The sequence below is a fragment of the Streptomyces sp. BJ20 genome, assembly GCF_022869105.1.
GTDB classification, from domain to species: Bacteria; Actinomycetota; Actinomycetes; order Streptomycetales; family Streptomycetaceae; genus Streptomyces; species Streptomyces griseoincarnatus.
In genome coordinates, this window is sequence record NZ_CP094918.1 from 6249000 (window position 1) to 6264846 (window position 15847).

Sequence of the window (15847 nt, forward strand, 5' to 3'; positions counted from 1 at the left end):
GCGCGACGGGCGACAGCAGATGCGCGCTCGGGGCTGTTGCGAACACATCGCACCTGGTCAAGCGGTGTACGACGGATGTAGCCGCAATGCGTTCCTTCTGCCACGGTGTGCCGCATGGACGGGAAGCGGCACGCACATCAGGACCACGGCCGGCCGACGCGGACACAGCAGACGGAGCAGACGCAGCGGATGAGACGGCTGAGGCTGCTCCGGCATCGGCTCGCCCACCTCCTCACCCCCCACAGCCACGAGGCCGGCGACAAGGTGGACGCGGCCATGGAGACCTCCCGCGACGGCATGCGCACGCTGTGGATCTCGCTGGTCGTCCTGGGCGTCACCACCGTCGTCCAGGCCGTGATCGTCGCCCTGTCCGGGTCGGTGGCCCTGTTCGGCGACACCGTCCACAACGCCGCCGACGCCCTGACCGCCGTCCCGCTGGGCATCGCCTTCCTGCTCGGCCGGCGCGCGGCCGACCGCCGCTACACCTACGGCTACGGCCGTGCCGAGGACCTGGCCGGCGTCCTCATCGTCGCCACCATCGCCGCCTCCGCCGTCCTGGCCGCCTGGACGGGCGTCGACCGCCTCCTCCACCCCCGTGACATCACCCACCTGTGGGCCGTGTCGGGCGCCGCGCTGGCCGGCTTCGTCGGCAACGAATGGGTGGCCCGCTACCGCATCCGCACCGGCCGCCGCATCGGCTCCGCGGCCCTCGTCGCCGACGGCCTGCATGCACGCACCGACGGCTTCACCTCCCTCGCCGTCCTGCTGGGCGCCGGCGGCACCGCCCTGGGCTGGCGCGCCGCCGACCCGGTCGTCGGACTGCTCATCACCCTCGCGATCCTGCTGGTCCTCAAAGATGCCGCCCGCGAGGTCTACCGGCGTCTGATGGACTCCGTCGACCCGGAACTCGTCACCACCGCCCACGCCACGCTGCGCGGCGTCGACGGCGTCCTCGACACCGGGCAGGTGCGGATGCGGTGGATCGGCCACGCCCTGCGCGCCGAGGCGGACATCGTCGTCGACGCGCGGCTCACCGTGGTCGAGGCCCACCGCATCTCGGTCGCCGCCGAGCATGCCCTCATCCACGCGGTCCCCCGCCTGACCGCGGCCACGGTCCACACGGACCACACACCGGTCGAGGACGACCCCCACGCCACCCTCCGTCACCACGCCCCGCACAACCGACGGCCGTCCCCGACACCCGCCCACTCCTCGAAATGATCGCGTGGCATGGGGGCGGCGACCTGGTGCATGCCACGATCACGCCGACCGCATCCCTGCGGCACTTCCGGTAGCGCCCGCCCGTTCACTCCGAGAGGATCACCCGCATGGTCCCGACGGTGGCGAACATGGCGGTCGACTGCGCGAACGCGTACCAGTTCGCCCTTCTCCGGAGCGAGGTGACCGGGCAGCCGGTCCACCCGGAGGGCGGGCCGGGTGACGCCGAAACCCGGATCACGCTGCCCGACGGCAGCGCCCCGCACTTCGACCCGGGACGGGTCGTGCTCGCCGACCCCGAGGGCAACAAGTTCCGCATCCTCCTCGCCGAAGCGGAACGGGCCTCGCTGCCCCGGTGTCCGCATAGTCGGCACCCCACATGAGTGCCCAGACGCCCCACATGAGTACCGCGGCGGAGCGCCCCCTCCTCTTTCTCGACATCGACGGCCCGTTGATTCCGTTCGGGTCGGTACAGCCCTCCCCGACGGAAGCGGCCCCCGCCCACGGCAACCCCCTGCTCGCCCGGCTGGACCCCGGTCTCGGCGCCCGGCTGCTCGCCCTGGGCTGCTCGCTCGTCTGGGCCACCACGTGGATGGAGGAGGCGAACGAGGTCGTCGCCCCGCGCCTCGGGCTGCCCAGGCTGCCCGTGCTGGACCTGCCGGAGGCAGACGGGCCGAGCCTTCGCGGCCTGCACTGGAAGACCCGTCCCCTCGTCGAGTGGGCCGGCGGCCGGCCGTTCGTCTGGGTCGACGACGAGATCGGCGCCGTCGACCGTCAGTGGGTCGCCGCCGCCCACCCCGGGCCGGCGCTCCTCCACCGCGTCGACCCGGCCCGCGGCCTCCAGGACTCCGACTTCCGCGCCCTCGGCGACTGGCTCGCCGCCCTCGACCACCCGTCGTGAGGCAACGCGGGGCGCGAGCCCCGCGTGCGTCCCCGTCAGCCGTGGTCGCCGGAGACGCCCTGCCGCCGGCGGGTGAAGACCAGGCCCGCACCGCCGAGGACGACCAGTGCGATGGCGGTGCCGGTGATCCACGGAGTGGCGCTGGACGCGCCGGTCTCGGCGAGGTTGGTGTCCGTGTCCGGGGCGGCGACCGGGGCCGGCGTCGGACCCGAGAGGGTCTGGGTCGTCGTCCCCGCCTCGGCGGCCCGCGTACGGCAGTCGAGCATTCCGGTGAAGCGCTGCTCGAAGCCGTCCGGCCCCTCGACGGTGAAGTCGTACGGCTGGTCCTCGTTCAGCGGGACCGTCACCGTGTGGGAGCTGCCGGCCTGCACCGTGTACTCGGCGCCCGCCAGCTCGAAGGCGAACGCGGCGTCACCCTGGTTGGCGACCGTGACGTCCACCGCGCCCGCGGCGCAGTTCTCGCGGGCCGACACCGCCGGTATCGCGCCCTCCGCGGCCCAGCCGGCGCTCGCCGTCGCGGAGACGGTCGACTCGCTGGACCCGGCCAGGATCTGCGTCTGGCTCCGGCTCTCGGAGACGAAGGCACGGCCGACCGGCACGCTCGTCGCCGCCTGCACGGTCAGCTGGGCGGTGCCCGTCTCCGCGTCCTCCGGGACCTCCACGTACAGCTTGCTGCCGTTGCCTGCGGTGGTGACGGGCTCGCCCTTGGCGTCCACGATGCGTATGCCGGAGGTGGCCGCGTCGGCGGGCGGGGAGACGGTGACGCTGCGCGCGTCGGTGCGGACGGTGACCGGGCCGAGCCGCTCGCCCGGACGGCCGGCGACGACCGGCGGGTCCAGGGTCAGCGACGCCCGCGGCTCCGCCACCTTCCGCGCCTTCTTCTCCAGGTAGTCGGCGAGCTGCTCGGCCTGCGGGTCGAGCGCGTCGACGTCCACGCCGTCGGAGTGGCGCCATATCGCCACCTGGGTGCCGGCCGCCGCGTCCTGCTCGGTGAGCTGGCCCCGGACGCCCGCCTTCTTCGCGAGCGCCGCCAGGTCGTTCACCTGGGGGTAGGAGTGCTCAAGGATCCAGAGGATCCGGCCGGCGTCCTTGTTGGTGCCCAGCGAGGTGCCGCTCCAGGCGGTCTCGTGGTACTTGGCGTCCTGCTGGGTGGGGGTGTGGATGTCGACGCAGTAGGTCTGCAGCATGCCGCCGCCCTCGACGGACATCTCGAACAGCCCCGCCGACACCTGCGTGTCACCGGCGGCCCCGTGGATGACGGCCGCGCCGTACGTCTTGAGCCCGTCGATCGTCGCCGCTGCTCCGTTGTGCCGCGGCATCGTCCCGGGGTCGCCCGCGGAGGCCGTTCCGGCACCGGCGAGCACGGTGGTGGCGACGATCCCCGTCACCAGCGTCCCCGCTGCGAGGCGGGCCGACCCACGTCCGCGCAGGCGCCGCGCGGAGAACGAAACAGACACCGATTTCCCTTCCGAGCAGGACCCGTGACGTGGGGGGCGGTCCCACCAGCAGAATCTCCGGCTCCGAGAACCCCCGGAGCCATGCCCGGCATCCTAAGGAGCCGTCGGACAGCGCTTGCCGGTGATCGCGTCGGAGCGATGATCCGAATCGGAATCGTTATCGCCGGGACATCACTGAACAGGGCTTATCGACAAATCCCCGTAGGACGGTTCACCATCGATCCGCCGATAAGACTCGGTTCGGACAGCCGCCGTGACGCGATCCGTCACCGCTGATTTCACGTCACCATGGCTGCTTCCGGACGGAGTTCACCCGCCACGTCATCGCTGTCGGCGGCCGTGGCCCCGTCCGTCGCCGACCCGTCGACCGGCGGTGACGGTGCCGGATCCGTCTCCCACGTGGGCTCCGGGCGGTCCGGTGCGGCATTCGACTCCGGGCGCGGTGCGCGGCGGAAGGCGGTCGTGCCGCGGGTGAGGTCGTGCCCGACGGACACCGCGTCGATGTCCGCCGACATCCAGTCGGGCTGGCCCTCCCGCGTCTCCGTACGCACCTTCAGCCGGCCCTGCACGATCACCGGTTCACCCACCGACAGGGACGCCGCCGCGTTGGTGGCCAGCTGCCGGTTGGCCCACACCGTGAAGAAGTTGGTGTGCCCGTCGGCCCAGCTGTTCTTCTCCCGGTCCCAGTAGCGCGCGGTGACCGCGATCCGGAACCTCGCCGAGGGTCCGGAGACCGTCTCCCGGTACACGGGCCGCGTCGCCACGTTGCCCACCACGCACACCATCGTCTCGTTCATCGCGTTTCCCTCCCTGGCCCGGACCCCGCCGGCTTGCTCACCGGCGCCGGGCGGATACGCGTACGGGTCCGTCCCGTACGGCTGCCGTCTGGCGCGGTGACCCCGGAACACCTCGCGCTCCGTGGTCACCGCGCAGCCAGACTGCCTCCGCCGGGCCGGACCCCGCCGAGCCCTGTGGACCGCCCCCACCCTGTGGAAAACCCCGCCACCCGGACGAGGGGCGCGACGAACACACCGCGAAGACGAGACCGCCTCAGCGCCCCCCTCCCCCCGTCCCCAACCCCGCCACACGGCCGTACTGCTCCCGCACTTCCCGGTACCGCAGCAGTTCCGCCGCCACCGGGTCCAGCACGCGGGCGCGCCCGCACCCGGCCGCCGCCTCCCGCAGCCGTCTCTCCGCCTCCAGCCCGTACCGCCGGGCCGGTCCCCGTGCGGCCATCCGGCAGCTCCACTCGACGAGCGGCCCGCCCACGATCCCGATGACCATCAGCAGCACCGGCACGCCCAGGTTCGGCGCCATGACGCCGATGATCTGCCCGAGCAGCCACAGTCCGCCCACGAACTGCAGGATCGTCATGGACGCCTGGGCGAGCACGGCGACCGGCCACCATCCCGGCCGCGGCGGCCGCCCCGGCGGAAGTCCGGCCCGTACGGCCAGTTCGTCGAGTGCCTCCGGCAGCCCCTGCGACCCGCGCACCGCCGCCTCGCGCACCGCCTGCGCCCAGGGCGTGGGCAGTCCGGCGGAGGCTCGGTCGGCGACCGTGCGGACCGCCTGTTCCACGCGCTGCCGTGCGGTGACCTCCTCGTCGGGCCGGCCGCCCAGGGGGACCCTGCCGGTGGTCGGCTCGCGCCGCGCCTGGCACCAGCGCCACAGTCGCAGCCAGGGGGTCCCGCAGGCACGGTTGGCGTTGCGCAGCCAGGCGCGTTCGGCCGCCTCGCCCGCCGCGGTGGCGCCCACGGCGTCCGCGAGCCGGTCGGAGAACTCGTCCCGCGCCTCCTCGCTGAGCCCGGTGCGCCGACGCGTCGCGTACGCGGGCCACAGGCGGGCGGCGGTGATGTCGACGTCGGCGGAGATCCGGCGGGCGGGCGCCCCGCGCTCGGCGACGAACCGGGCGAGCGCCTCGCGCAGGTCGCCCACCCCGTCCCCGGTGAGCGCCGAGAGGGCGAGCACGGTCGTGCCGGGCTCGCCGTACTCCCCCAGCACGATGCCGTCCTCGTCCAGGAGCCGACGCAGGTCGTCGAGGACCTGTTCGGCGGCGTCGCCAGGCAGCCGGTCGACCTGGTTGAGGACGACGAACATGACCTCGGCGTGCGCCGCCATGGGCCGCAGGTAGCGCTCGTGCAGCATGGCGTCGGCGTACTTCTCCGGGTCGACGACCCAGATCACCGCGTCGACCAGCCCCAGCACCCGGTCCACCTGCTCGCGGTGCTCCACGGCTGCCGAGTCGTGGTCGGGCAGGTCGACGAGGACGAGTCTGCGCAGCCGTTCGTCGGCGTCCGTCATCGCCTGGAGGGGACGGCGGCGCAGCCGGGGCGGGATGCCGAGGCGTTCGATGAGGCTCGCCGCGCCGTCGCTCCAGCTGCACGCGATGGGGGCGGCGGTGGTGGGGCGCCGTACGCCGGTCTCGGAGATCGGCACCCCGGCCAGCGTGTTGAACAGCTGGGACTTGCCGCTGCCGGTGGCGCCCGCGATGGCGACGACGGTGTGCTGCCCGGAGAGGCGGCGCCGCGCGGCGGCCTCGTCGAGCACGCGTCCCGCCTGGGAGAGGGTGCGGTTGTCGAGGCGTGCGCGGCTCAGCCCCACCAGCTCGCGCAGCGCGTCCAGACGGGAGGCGAGCTGCGGGTCGTACGACAGGGGGATCACCTTCTGCGGTGTGGAGGCGCGGGGTTCCGCCACGACGGGCCGTTCCGCCGGAGAGGTCCCGGCGGCGCCGCCCGTGGCGCCGTTCACCCGGCGTGCGATCAGCCCGTCGTCCCAGGCCCCGGCGCCGTCCGCGCCGGCGGGGCGCTCGGACTGCTCGGTGTTGTCGGGGTGCTTCGGGTGCTCGGTGTGGTCCTGGTCAGTGACGGCGGTCACCGGTCACCTCTCCTTCTGCAGTACGGACAACGCGGCGATGAGTTCCGGCTGGGGTTCCGCGTGCACCTCGAGCGTGTCGATCGGGGCGAGCCGGCGTTCGCGTTCGGCGCGCATGATGCGGTCCACGTGGGCGACGAGGAGCCGTCCGCCGCGGTCGCGCAGGCGCAGCGCGCCGTGGGCGCCGATCCGCTCGGCGAGGGTCTCCCCGGCGGTCCGGGCGCGACGGCCGCCGAGCAGGACCGTGGCGACGAGGGCGGTGACCGTCTCGGGCTCGGGCGCGACGCCGCGCTCCAGCTCGCGCACCTCCTCCTCGGCGAGTTCCTCCAGCTCGCGCCGCCAGCGCCGTACGGCGAGACCGATGCGGTGCTCGACGCTCTCCGGGGCGCTGTCGCGGGCGGCCAGCTCGGGGGCGTCGGCGGCGGGCTCACGCCGCCAGGCCTCGTCGACGCGTTCGTCGGCGGCGGCGACGGCGCACAGCAGGAGCGCGCTGAGGCTTTCCACGAGCGTGTCGAGCAGTTCGCCGGGGGTGCAGTCGAGGGGGAAGGCGCGCCAGCGTTTGAGGGCGTCCCCGGCGAGCACGGCCCCGGCCTGCAGCCGCCCTCGCACCCGTGAGTGCTCGCTGTCGTACGCGGTCTCCACCGCGGAGGTGAGGCGCAGCGTGGCGGCGTACTGGGCGGCGGCGGCGCCGGCCAGCTCGGGGAGCCGGGAGGTGAGCGAGTCGAGGACGCCGTACGCGGTGCGGGCCATGACGTGCTGGCGGGCGGCCGGGTCGAGCGTCTGGTGGACGAGCCAGGTGCGCAGCGCTGCGACGGCGGTGCCGGGCAGCAGCCCGCCGCCCCAGGCGGACTCGGGCAGCTCGGGCACGGTGAACCGGGGTACGTCGCCGAGCCCGGCCTTGGTGAGGAGGGCGCCGTACTGCCGTGACACCTCGGAGACCACCTGGTGCGGCACCCGGTCGAGCACCGTGACCAGGCTGACGTCGTACTCCTTGGCGGTGCGCAGCATGTGCCAGGGGACGGCGTCGGCGTAGCGGGCGGCGGTGGTGACCATGATCCAGATGTCGGCGGCGTTGATCAGCTCGGCGGCGAGGATCCGGTTGTCGGAGACCAGGGAGTCGATGTCGGGCGCGTCGAGGAGGGCGAGGCCGGGCGGCAGGGTGTCGGCGGTCTCGACGCGCAGGACGCGCGCGGGGTCCTCGCCGGGCAGCAGCAGGTCGTCGGCGGGGTCCTGGTGGTGGGGCACCCAGACGCGGGTGAGGTCGGGCAGTACGCGCATCCCGCTGAACCAGTGGTGGTCCTCCGGGTGGCAGACGAGCACCGGCGTCCGTGTCGTCGGCCGCAGCACCCCCGCCTCGCTGACGCGCCGGCCCACGAGCGAGTTGACCAGTGTGGACTTCCCGGCTCCGGTGGATCCCCCGACGACGGCCAGCAGCGGCGCCCCGGGGTCTCTCAGACGTGGCACCAGGTAGTCGTCCAGCTGGGCGAGCAGTTCGTCGCGGTTGGCACGCGCGCGGGCGGCCCCGGCGAGGGGCAGCGGGAAGCGTGCGGCGGCGACGCGGTCGCGCAGGGCGGAGAGTGCGTCGAGCAGCTGAGGCCGTACGTCCAAGGTCACCACATGCGAAGAATGCCCAATTTCAGGGTAATTCTGAAGCATATGAGCATGTCTGCGCGCCGACAGGACACAAGCGGATGGAAGGGGCGTCTGCGACGCGCGCACAGCCAAGGCATAACGAGTGCACAACACCCGATGCGCCAGAGGCCGAAACGGGTGCACGATTCGTACCTGCCTGCGATTATCAGGACCGCTTCACCGAACCTCCACATCGAGCCACGGAGGCGAGGCGACAGGGACAAGGATGCGGGAGCCCTATCCTTGTCTCCGGCAACGTCACGGACAGGCCCCCACCAGGGCACCACGACGACAGGCCACCACACCCGGCCCCCGTAGCTCAGTGGATAGAGCAGGCGCCTTCTAAGCGCTTGGCCGCAGGTTCGAGTCCTGCCGGGGGCGCAAGTCTCTGCCCTCCCGTCGGGGAGGGCTTTTTTCTGGCCAGGCCCGGTTTCAAGGCCGTGCTCGTCACGCACATCCGGCGGACGTACTGCAGCGACGACGGGCATCCCGTGGAGACACCAGTGGAACGGGCAGCGCCCGTCAGCGGGACGACGGGGGGTGCGTCGCGTGGCTGAGGGAGTAGTCCGACTGCGCCTCCCGTCGAAAGCGTGCTCGGTGATCGAATCGTTGCCGCCGCGCGTACAACCCCGCACCGCGCCCCCCTGTCCCTTGATCAACCGCTGAACACCACAGCGGGCACAGGTGAAAGGGAGGGCACTTGAGGACGAGAAGGGCCATGGGAAGCGCGTTGGCGGCCGGCGGGGCCGCGATCGCGTTCACGGCGGTCTCCGCGGTACCGGCGGGCGCGGCCGAGGGAGGGGTCTCCTTCAGCAACGTCAAGGTGAACGGCGGCAAGCCGATCGTGATCGGGGTCAAGGAGGAGGTCGTGGTGCACGCGACCTTCCGGATGACGACCAAGCTCAAGCACGACCCGGGGGTGGTCGTGTTCCCCTACCGCGGCAGCCTCGAGTCAGGCGACCAGTTGTGGAACACGATCGAGAACTCCGACTGCAAGGTGGTGAACCGGGCGAAGGGGATCTGCGACTACGAGGAACGGCTGTACATCGACCCGCGCCACCACGACTTCGGCAACGAGGACGCGGGCGCATGGAAGACCGCCGGCCGCGTCTGGCTCGCCGGTGACAAGCACGACATCGACGACGTGAAGGTCCCGCTCCAGGTCAAGCGGGCCACCCGTGTCACCGTCAACGCCTCGCCGGAGCCGGTCCGGAAGGGCAGGACGCTCACCGTGACCGGGAAGGTCACCCGGGCCAACTGGGACACGCACAAGTACCAGGCGTACGCGGGCCGCACCGTGAGCCTCCAGTTCAAGGCGGCGGGGGCCAAGGCGTACACCACCGTCAGAAAGGTGAAGTCCGACAGGACGGGTGTGCTCAGGACCACGGTGAAGGCCACCAGGTCCGGCACCTGGCGCTGGGTGTACTACGGCAACTCCACCTCCGGCGCGAAGGCGTCGTCCGGGGACTACGCGGTCGTCCGTTAGGCGCCGCCGGGGGGCGCTCGCGCGCGGATGCGCTCCCCCACGCGGGCCTTCACCGCCCTGCCCCGGGCGGGCGAACACCCGCACCGAGCAGTCACATTGTCCGGGATCGCCCACAATTGGGTGGTTACGCCTGAATAGTGAGTTCACTGGTAAGGATGGAACGGTTCACCATCGTTCCGTTCCGCCTTTCCCGGAGCCGCTCATGCGCACTGCCGTCATCGCCGCCCAGGCCCCACCCCGTGCGGAGGGTTCCCGGCCCGTTCCCTCAGCGCCCGAGCGAGCGGAGGAGCGCGAGCTGGTGTTCGGGGGGTTCCGGTACACCTGCCGGATCGTCCGGCAGGGCGCGCCGCAGACGGCGCCGTTGCTGCTGCTGGGCGGCTCGTCGCAGGACCGGTACTCCTGGCAGGGCCACGAGAAGTGGCTGGCGCCGCTCTGCACGCTGATCACGGTGGACCTCCCCGGATACGGCAGTTCGGACTTCCTCCCGGCCTCCTACGACATCGGCTTCCTCGGGGACGCGGTGCAGCACATGCTGACGGAGCTCGGCGTACCCGAGGTGAATCTCTTCGGCGGCTGCTTCGGCGAGGTCGTCGGGCTGCGGTTCGCGCAGCGTCATCCGCGGTCGGTCCGGCGCATCGTCTTCGGGGCCGCGGCGAACAGGCTGCCCGAGCTGTACAGCGAGGCCGTGCCACGGCTGACGCAGACACTGGAGCGGGGTGACATCGAGGGGGCCGCGGAGGGGCTGGTGCGGCTTTTCATGTCGAACCCGGAGGCCGGGAAGGTCCGCCGGCACGCGGCTGTGGCCCGGTTGCTCCAGCGGCAGTTCATGAACCAGACGCCGGACGACATCAGGAAGGCCGTGGAGCACAACATCCGGTTGGTGACGCACGGGTGCTACGAGCCGCTGCCGGTGCCGCGGGTGCCGACGCTGGTGTTCACCGGGGAGTACGACACGCTGTGCACCCCGGACATGGGGCGGGAGTTCGCGGCGACGATGCCGGGGGCGCTGTTCACCACCGTGAAGGAGGCGGACCACCTCGTCACGGTCGAACGCCGGGAGGAGTCGGCGGACCTGATCGCCCGCTTCTGCACGGACCGCACCGTGGAGGGGCTGCCGTACTGCACCGAGGTGGAGGCGCCCTGCACCGACCACACCCTCGCCCAGGTGTGACACCCGGAAGGTCCGAGCGCTCCAGGCATCAGGAAGGGCCGGGACCCCCCGTAGGGTCCCGGCCCTTCCTGATGCCTGGCGACGACCGTCAGAGCTCCTGCCCGTCGACGCTGAGGCTGGTCCCGCAGGAGACGTCGGCCCGCTCACCGGAACAGCTCTGCCGCACGTCGTTGACCATGCGGACCTTCCCGTAGGTCTTGCTGGTGAACTCGCGTTCACCGGTGTCCCTGCACAGGACGTTGCCCTGGCCGTCGTCGGAGCACGTGGACGGGCTCTCGGCGGCGACGGACCGGCCGCCTCCGATGCCGAGGAGGACGACACCTCCGAGAACCGCGGCCACCGCTGACATCTTCTTGGACTTGAACATCTACCTGTTCCTCAACTCGGCTCCGCCTCGACCGACGGCGACGCCGCTTGTCGACACCTTGAATACCTGGCTCAACTCTGAATACCCGGCTCACTAAAAGAACCGGGCAGGCTCCGGAGTCCGCGTCGCCCGATGGACGACAGGACCCCGGAGCCTGCCCGGATCACCTTGCAGTGATCACTCGCCGGCGACGGCGAAGCTGCTGGCGCACTCGATGGAGTTCGTCTCGCTGTTCTCGGCGATACCCAGCCCCAGGATGCCGACGGCCAGGTTGATGTCATCGATCACGATGAGCCCCTTCGCCGAGTTGTCCTGGGGGCAAGCGGTCGACTGCTTGTTGTTCAGCTCCACGGCCGGGTCGTCGCCGGCGTGGCTGACGCCCGCGCCGAGGAAGCCGACGCTGCCGAGCATGGCCACAACGACCGCAGCCTTCTGGAACTTACGCATTGCCTCTCCATTCTTCGATTGACACGGCCCGAACGGACCGGTCAGTGACGGCCGCCAAACTAGAACGACCCCTTGCGGAAATTGATAGCGAAACGCCGAATGGCGTTTGAGTAAGAAAATTCGCCTTGTGCCGCTGTCGCCCGCTCAGAAAATCCGACCACCGAATTCATGAACCGACCGCGCGATCACCGGCACACCATTCCCTGTCGAGCGTTCAGCCCACGACAAGGTTGCTGGCGCAGGTGAGCTCACCTTTGCCGGAGCAGCTTTGCGACGTCTTGTTGTCGACACGGACGCCGTTGTCCGTCTCCGTGACGCGGTATTCACTCACCTGGACGCAACGAACTTTTCCGTTCTCGTCCTCCGTGCACGTCCCGGGATTTTCAGCACCCACGGCCTGCACCGCGCCGAATGCGAGCAGAGCGAGGCCGCCCAGAACGCCCATCGCCGCCGTCGCGATCTTCTTCGACTTCACCATGCACCTTTTCTTCGACAGTCCCGGAACAGCGGCCGGGCCGGGCAGGCCCGGGTCTCGGACCACGAAAGGACGAGACTCGGGACCTGCCCTCAGCCACCCGACAGTGGTCAGTGACCGCCCAGAGCCACGCTGGAGGCACACGCGATCGAGTTGACCTCGCTGTTCTCCGCGGCACCGAGGCCGAGGAGGGCGCCGACGCCGGCGTTGACGTCGTCGATCGCGACCAGACCCAGGACCGAGTTGTCCTGGGGGCAGACCGTCGTCTGCTCGTTGTTGAACTCGAACTCCGGGCCCTCACCGGCGTAGCTGACGCCGGAACCGGCGAACCCGACGGTGCCGAGCATGGCCACGACGACCGCAGCCTTCTGGAACTTACGCATTACCTCTCCGTTTCTCGAGCGGACACAGTCCGTAGTGGACCGGTCACCGAACGCTGTTAACGTAAGCGACGTTTGCGGCTTTTGATAGCCGAAACGCCCAGATGCGCACGTTTTCCGCAAACTTCCAGGTCAGAGAGGTGCCTGATGGCATCAGACGGGCGAACGACACGGTGTGCCTGACTCACCATCAGGAACAAACGCGCATCAAAGAGTGATCTCTGGACATTCCCCGTGACCCGCGCCGCCGTCCCGCGTTGAGCGGTGCGTGCGGCGCTAGTCGTGCTGCCGCGCTTAACCAGTCAGTAAGGAGAACGTGATGTCTCACATCGCCAAGGTCGGCGCAATCGCTCTCGGCACCGGTGCCGTGGTTCTGGGCAGCGCCGGTCTGGCCTCGGCCCACTCGGGCGCCGAGGGTGCGGCGGTCCACTCGCCCGGCGTCGTGTCGGGCAACGTGATTCAGGCTCCGATCCACATCCCCGTGAACGTCTGCGGAAACACCGTGAACGTGATCGGTGCCCTGAACCCCGCCTTCGGCAACTACTGCGTCAACAAGTAACGTCGCGGCGGTCCACGATCCCAGGGACGCCCGGCGCAGCACCCAGGAGCCCCGGAGGCCTCGAGCCCCGGGGCTCCTGCACGTTCCCGTCCCGGTGTACGCGTGCAGAACGTCAACCACGGTCGCGTGAAAAAGAATTCGGCCCCCGGTGCCGAGCACCGGGGGCCGCAGTTCTCCGGCGTGGCGTCAGGCGCGCAGTCCCACGTCGCCGCGCACCGGCTTGGCGTCGTTCACGAGGGCCGCGGCCTCCTTCGCCGTGCCCATCACCGACTCCTGGTCGGTCTCGAGCGTGTCCGAGTCCTGCAGCGGCATCAGCTCGAAGGGAACCGCGGTGCGCAGGCCCGTGTCGAGGCCGGTGGACGCCAGGTCGGTCGAGTCGGCGTACGCGGGCGCGGCGACGCCGGCGGCGATCAGGGACCCGGCAAGGACGGCGGCAGCCTTCAGGGACTTCATCGTGTTCCTTTCTTCGGCAACGCAAGTCGCCGGAGTGGTTCTGTCGCCGTGCACAACGATCCCCGGCCGGAGCGGAAACCAGGAAATCGAAGATTGCCGAGTCCTCATACGAGTTCTATGAACTGATGGGGTGTCCGACGCTCCGGTCGTACGTCAGGAATTCGGTGTCAGGAGTGAGGTGAGCGCGGGCAGCAGGCCCGGTGCCGCAGCGGGCTCGGCGGGGGCCGCCGCATCCGAGGAGGCCGCCGGGGCCGCGGGGGCCGGCAGCGTCGTGGCGGTCTGCACGTCGGTACCGGCCAGGGCGGCGAGGAGTTCGTCCACCCGTGCCAGCAGCGCGTCGGTCGACGTCAGCGCCGCGTCGACCGCCTCGTCGGCGGGGAAGCCGTCCACCGACTCCGTGATGTCCGTGGTGCTCGTGTCGTCCGTCTCCGTCGTCGACGTGCCGCTGGGCTCGGTGGTCGTGGTCGACGCGCTGTCCGCGCCGGCCGGGTCGGACTGCGGGAGCAGCAGGTCCAGGAGGTTGTCCAAGGCCTCCCGTACGGCGCCCAGGAGGCTGTCCGTGGTGGCGGCCGGGGTGGTGTCCTCCTCGGCCGTGGGCAGCAGGACGCCCGTCGTGGGGGTCGTGGCGCCGGGCAGTGCCGGGGTGGCGGGGGTCGAGGAGCTGTTGATCACCGTGACCGACGTCGACGACGGGTCGTCGGCCGCCGCCCGGGCGACCGCCTCCCGTGCCGCCGCCGCGAGACGCTGGGCCTCCGCCAGGGGGAGTTGGCCGCCGGGGGCGGACAGGACCGCGTGGACCAGGTCGGTGACCGGGGCCAGGTCCGTCCGGGCCGTTTCGGTCTGCGGCAGCCGCGCGGCGAGTGATGCCGCCGGGTCCTGCCCGGGGTGGGAGCCCGCCGCGAGGGCGGCCGGGCCGGTGGTGGTGACCAGGAGGGCGGCGCACAGGGCGCCGAGTGCGATGCGCCGGGCCGGCAGAGCGCGCATGGAGAGTCCTTTCGCGGGCTTCGGATCTTGGACCCACCGTCGAAGCGCCCGCGACGCCCCGCAACCGGGCGTACGCCTTTCGGTCCGGGCCGCCTCACCCTGCTGCGCGTTCCGGCAGATCAGGCGTGGTGCGGGTGCGCGGGCGCGGCAAACCCGGCTTCACGATTCCAACACACTTGCCACCCTTAGGCGAATTTCAACGTGTTTGTCCGTTTCGTGACTAGAGTTGCGGTGCTCCGACGCACCTTCCTTGGGCGGCCGCATCGCACTCGTCCCCGCTGCCCTGCCGCCGCCACCCTTTTGCGAAAGGCTCCGAACGGTCATGCGCCAAACCCTGGGTCAGCTGCTTCGCCGTGCGACGTTGGGCGTCCTCGCCCTGACCGCGCTCTGGGCGCCCTGCGGCCCCACCGCCGTCGCCGCGACCGCCGCGCCCTCCGCGCCGGCTCCGGAGGCGGAGGCACTCCCCTTCGGCGAGCGCTACCGGGCCCTTCAGCACGGCGGCATCGTGCGCGCGGCCAACTCCTCCGCCACCTGCCGTACCTCGGCGTCCTCCTGCCGCTCGGTGCAGAACGGCACGCGGCCGGGGGTGAACGGCGACTTCGACATGCACTACGTCGACGTCGACGACGACCCCAACACGTACAACTCCTCGCAGGGGGAGGTGCGGCTGCCCCAGGGGTCGCGGGTGACGTACGCGCGGCTGTACTGGGGCGGCAACCTGCTCGTCGGCGAGCAGAAGCCGGCCGAGGACAACGAGCGCGTGCTGGTCGCCGAGCCCGGCGGCAACTACAAGGAACTGCTCGCCGACACCGTCGTCGGGCACCGTGCGGCGGGCGGCATGGACGCCTTCCAGGCCTCCGCCGACGTGACGCGACTGGTGCGGGACAGCGGGTCCGGGCTCTACACGGTCGCGCAGATCAACGTGGCCGGCGGACGGTCGACGGCCGGCGCCTGGGGCGGCTGGACCCTGGTGGTGGCGTACGAGAACGCCGCCGAGCCGCTGCGGCACCTGTCCGTGTGGGACGGCTTCGCCCCGCTGGGCGGTGACTCCGGCGCGACGTTCGCGCTGCGGAACCTGCCGTACCCGGCGGACGCCGGGGGCCGCGTGGGCATGGTGGCCTACAACGGCGACCGCGGCACCGCCGGCGACTCCCTCGTCCTGACCGCGGGCGACACCGCCACCGCGCTCGGCAACGACGCCAACCCGGCCGACGACGTGCTGAACTCCACCGTCTCCAACCCGGCGAGCGCGCCCTCCTCGCGCGTGCCCGCGTACGCCAACACCCTCGGCTACGACTCCGACGTGTTCGACCTCGGCGGTCTCCTCACGCGCGCCGGCGACCAGGCGTCCGTCCGCCTCACCTCCCAGCGGGACGCCGCGTGGGCCGGCGTGCTCTTCGCCGCCGTCGACGCGCGGCCGTGACCCCGCCGCCCCACCTTCCGACC

17 protein-coding genes and 1 tRNA gene are annotated in these 15847 nt (G+C 71.5%); 8 read left to right on the forward strand and 10 right to left on the reverse strand.

From position 1 onward, the window contains the following. The first annotated feature begins 189 nt into the window (after window positions 1–189). The 3 genes from MTR79_RS28155 to MTR79_RS28165 all read left to right on the forward strand — a co-directional run bounded on the left by MTR79_RS28155 (window position 190) and on the right by MTR79_RS28165 (window position 2119). Entirely contained in the window at window positions 190–1221 is a 1032-nt protein-coding gene (locus MTR79_RS28155; protein WP_244792225.1) for a cation diffusion facilitator family transporter, read from the forward strand. A gap of 107 nt (window positions 1222–1328) precedes the next feature. Continuing rightward, the gene (locus MTR79_RS28160) at window positions 1329–1601 is read left to right on the forward strand and encodes a hypothetical protein (protein WP_244792226.1); all 273 of its coding nucleotides are present in this window, start codon (window positions 1329–1331) and stop codon (window positions 1599–1601) included. Window positions 1602–1618: 17 nt separating this feature from the next. Continuing rightward, window positions 1619–2119 carry an HAD domain-containing protein gene (locus MTR79_RS28165; protein WP_086703102.1) on the forward strand — a complete coding sequence of 167 codons (501 nt, stop codon included), beginning with the start codon at window positions 1619–1621 and terminating at the stop codon, window positions 2117–2119. A gap of 35 nt (window positions 2120–2154) precedes the next feature. Here the strand turns inward: MTR79_RS28165 and MTR79_RS28170 are convergent, their stop codons facing one another. From MTR79_RS28170 to MTR79_RS28185, 4 genes are all read right to left on the reverse strand, one after another. Next, entirely contained in the window at window positions 2155–3576 is a 1422-nt protein-coding gene (locus MTR79_RS28170) for a Cys-Gln thioester bond-forming surface protein (RefSeq protein ID WP_244792227.1), read from the reverse strand. A 278-nt stretch (window positions 3577–3854) separates the two neighbouring features. Further along, complete coding sequence (locus MTR79_RS28175) at window positions 3855–4373, reverse strand: single-stranded DNA-binding protein (protein ID WP_189365678.1); 519 nt, start codon at window positions 4371–4373, stop codon at window positions 3855–3857. Window positions 4374–4626: 253 nt separating this feature from the next. Continuing rightward, on the reverse strand, window positions 4627–6450 hold the full coding sequence (locus tag MTR79_RS28180) for a YfjP family GTPase (RefSeq protein WP_244792228.1): 1824 nt from the start codon (window positions 6448–6450) through the stop codon (window positions 4627–4629). Window positions 6451–6453: 3 nt separating this feature from the next. After that, on the reverse strand, window positions 6454–8064 hold the full coding sequence (locus tag MTR79_RS28185; protein WP_086704801.1) for a dynamin family protein: 1611 nt from the start codon (window positions 8062–8064) through the stop codon (window positions 6454–6456). A 323-nt stretch (window positions 8065–8387) separates the two neighbouring features. Here MTR79_RS28185 and MTR79_RS28190 point away from each other — a divergent pair. The 3 genes from MTR79_RS28190 to MTR79_RS28200 all read left to right on the forward strand — a co-directional run bounded on the left by MTR79_RS28190 (window position 8388) and on the right by MTR79_RS28200 (window position 10736). Further along, window positions 8388–8460: transfer RNA gene (locus tag MTR79_RS28190), tRNA-Arg, on the forward strand. Window positions 8461–8797: 337 nt separating this feature from the next. Beyond that, window positions 8798–9565, forward strand: coding sequence for a hypothetical protein (locus MTR79_RS28195; protein ID WP_244792229.1), 768 nt, complete (start codon window positions 8798–8800; stop codon window positions 9563–9565). A 202-nt stretch (window positions 9566–9767) separates the two neighbouring features. Beyond that, entirely contained in the window at window positions 9768–10736 is a 969-nt protein-coding gene (locus tag MTR79_RS28200; protein ID WP_244792230.1) for an alpha/beta hydrolase, read from the forward strand. 88 nt (window positions 10737–10824) lie between these two features. Here MTR79_RS28200 and MTR79_RS28205 read toward each other — a convergent pair whose 3' ends face one another. The 4 genes from MTR79_RS28205 to MTR79_RS28220 form a co-directional block, all read right to left on the reverse strand. Continuing rightward, on the reverse strand, window positions 10825–11103 hold the full coding sequence (locus MTR79_RS28205) for a hypothetical protein (protein ID WP_086704799.1): 279 nt from the start codon (window positions 11101–11103) through the stop codon (window positions 10825–10827). Between the two features lie 177 nt (window positions 11104–11280). Next, window positions 11281–11550, reverse strand: coding sequence for a hypothetical protein (locus tag MTR79_RS28210; RefSeq protein ID WP_048457830.1), 270 nt, complete (start codon window positions 11548–11550; stop codon window positions 11281–11283). Between the two features lie 214 nt (window positions 11551–11764). Then, window positions 11765–12028: a hypothetical protein gene (locus MTR79_RS28215; protein WP_086704798.1), complete on the reverse strand. Its 264-nt coding sequence runs from the start codon at window positions 12026–12028 to the stop codon at window positions 11765–11767. A 107-nt stretch (window positions 12029–12135) separates the two neighbouring features. Continuing rightward, window positions 12136–12408, reverse strand: a complete 273-nt coding sequence (locus tag MTR79_RS28220) for a hypothetical protein (protein WP_086704797.1) — start codon at window positions 12406–12408, stop codon at window positions 12136–12138. Window positions 12409–12724: 316 nt separating this feature from the next. On the opposite strand from MTR79_RS28220, the gene MTR79_RS28225 reads away from it, so the two are divergent. Next, window positions 12725–12964, forward strand: a complete 240-nt coding sequence (locus MTR79_RS28225; protein WP_033274638.1) for a chaplin — start codon at window positions 12725–12727, stop codon at window positions 12962–12964. A 186-nt stretch (window positions 12965–13150) separates the two neighbouring features. On the opposite strand, the gene MTR79_RS28230 is transcribed toward MTR79_RS28225, so the two are convergent. Both MTR79_RS28230 and MTR79_RS28235 read right to left on the reverse strand, forming a co-directional pair. Continuing rightward, window positions 13151–13417, reverse strand: coding sequence for a hypothetical protein (locus MTR79_RS28230; protein WP_048457827.1), 267 nt, complete (start codon window positions 13415–13417; stop codon window positions 13151–13153). 153 nt (window positions 13418–13570) lie between these two features. Next, window positions 13571–14401, reverse strand: coding sequence for a hypothetical protein (locus MTR79_RS28235; RefSeq protein ID WP_086704796.1), 831 nt, complete (start codon window positions 14399–14401; stop codon window positions 13571–13573). Window positions 14402–14723: 322 nt separating this feature from the next. Here MTR79_RS28235 and MTR79_RS28240 point away from each other — a divergent pair, with 322 nt between their 5' ends. Then, window positions 14724–15824 (forward strand): DUF3344 domain-containing protein, encoded by a 1101-nt coding sequence (locus MTR79_RS28240; RefSeq protein ID WP_244792231.1) that lies wholly within the window; start codon window positions 14724–14726, stop codon window positions 15822–15824. Window positions 15825–15847: the final 23 nt, after the last annotated feature.